This window comes from Clostridium sp. AM27-28 (genome assembly GCF_003480955.1).
GTDB lineage: Bacteria > Bacillota > Clostridia > Lachnospirales > Lachnospiraceae > Otoolea > Otoolea fessa.
This window is the reverse complement of record NZ_QUJT01000030.1, coordinates 1-2060: the sequence shown is the minus strand read 5'-3', so window position 1 is coordinate 2060 and position 2060 is coordinate 1. Positions and strand designations below refer to the sequence as shown.

Here is a 2060-nt window from a genome sequence, read left to right as displayed (position 1 = left end):
GCTGGATGGGAACCTGGATAAATGGAAACTGGCGATCGCCATCAAGTGTTTTGGCGGTCGCCGGAAGCGGTCGATGGTTGAACTATTGTTTTGCATGTTAAGGAGTAGACGATAAGATGAACGAGAAAGAGCATGATAGAAAATGCTGGAACTGCTGGTATGACGAATTTTGCGACTGGCATCCGGCGGGGGATGAGGATGCGTGCGAGGAGTACATAGCAGATGAAGAGGGTTAAGTGGTTAGATAAAGAGTGCAATAGCTGTGGTGCGCGCCTGAATAGCTGGGATGCCAGAATATCCAAGACACTGGCGTACAAATACCCATGTTGCGAAAAGTGCATCGCAAAAGAATATGACAAGACGCCGGGGGAGCTGCGGGAGCAAATGGAAAACTTTTTCGGGATGCGTCCTTGCCAAGGGATTTAAAGAAGGTGGAAAAGTGGCGGAGTACAATCTTTTGACACAAGCCCTTCTGGCAGCAGGATACACCGTGGACAATTTCCCGACAGACAAGGTTAGGCTGCCCGGTGGATGTTATGGTAAAAGCCCACTGGAGAACATTTATGGGGGTTTTGAATACGTCCGTAGATATAGTGATAATTTTGTCTACAAAACAGGTTGCGGCTTGTATGTAAAGGGCAGAAATGTGATTGGAAACATGTCAACGGCCGGAATTGACTGGTGCCATGAAAATGATAACCCTCTTATAAGATGTCCGTATGACAAGCCAGATTGTCCACAAAACGATCCGAAGTTGTATGGAATGCAAGGCGGCGGACTGTGTATACAGTGCTGGTGCGTATGCCATCGAACAAAGGATGATTATAATTACGACTCCAGTGTTGAGAAAAAGAACGACGAGCGTCTGGAAGAAGAAAAAAGAAAATATAAGGAACTGGTCGAAAAACGTCATGGGCGGGTGTGCAGAAATCATGCATATTATAACGAACGCGCAAGAGAATGGCATATCAACTATAGACCTGAACGGTGCACGCACTGGTGCGAAAGAAACTATGGCTTTTGCCCGATACTTGGCAAAGAACTGGACAAGAAAAAAGGCAATGTATATTACGACCTGAAAAAAAGTGGCAGGCGACGCGAAGGAGAGCAGCTATCCTTGTTTGGCGGCGAAGAGTGGACGACCATCACAAAAGGATTGAAGGTATTTGATAAGCCTGTCAGCCTGGATATCTGCCGGGCGTACGTAAAAGTGCAACGGGATGAGATCTTGGAGAAGTGGGAAATGAATAACGCCTCCTATCGCCTGATAGATAAGAGCCTAAAAGCAGAAGTCCTCAATGTTCGGGCAGCCAGGACGGAAGCACGGGATTTGATGCAGGATTTACAGGATATCCAGAATGGAATCACTGTATATCACGAATCAGATTTGCAAAAGTCCGAGCAAACGAGGAAGAAAGAGCAGCGGCAGCAGGCGCAGGAAAAGAAAATCGAGAGATTGGAAAGGAAACTGATTACCTTTGGATATGAGAATTTACAGACTGTAGACCAAATGCAAGCTGACAAATGGTTGGAGCCGGAACGTCTGGAAGAGCTGGAAGAAATCAGACAGAAGCGGGCGGTAGAAGAGAAAAATCAACCTGTTCAAATGAGTATGGCGGAAACTGGAAGGTTATGATTAATGAAATGCATGAATTGCAAAAGAGATTATATGCCTACGAAGAAACGGGGCTTTCTCCAGAGCAAACTTAAAATTTGGAGGATACTATGAAAAAGTGGGTAGAGAACAAAGAACTATACGGCGCAGTGGTTCACACGCTTGTGTTCGGGCATCATGGAGAGGATCCCGAAGTCATAGTGGCGTTGTTTAGAGATTCAGAGGGAGATTGGTTTACAACATCGAATGTGCTCAATACATACTGGGACTTGCTGACCGGCAAGGAAGTGTGTGAACATGATGCCAAAATGATGGTAGAGGAAATGGTGTACGATCATTTTGCGGATGAAAAGAGGTATTACGAGGAAATTTGTGAAGAGTTTGATAATGCCGGAGGAGAATGAGGTCGATGATTAACGGAGAATTGATAGTAGATAACTTTGCT

Annotated in this window: 3 protein-coding genes; all 3 read left to right on the top strand. The window is 45.5% G+C overall.

The features are described 5' to 3' along the window. Window positions 1–222: 222 nt before the first annotated feature. Complete coding sequence (locus tag DW720_RS15435; protein ID WP_118472711.1) at window positions 223–426, top strand: hypothetical protein; 204 nt, start codon at window positions 223–225, stop codon at window positions 424–426. Between the two features lie 13 nt (window positions 427–439). Then, window positions 440–1636 (top strand): sarcolemmal membrane-associated protein, encoded by a 1197-nt coding sequence (locus DW720_RS15430; protein WP_118749815.1) that lies wholly within the window; start codon window positions 440–442, stop codon window positions 1634–1636. 89 nt (window positions 1637–1725) lie between these two features. Beyond that, a complete protein-coding gene (locus DW720_RS15425) occupies window positions 1726–2019 on the top strand; it encodes a hypothetical protein (protein WP_118749814.1) in 294 nt (97 codons plus the stop codon). Window positions 2020–2060 lie beyond the last annotated feature (41 nt).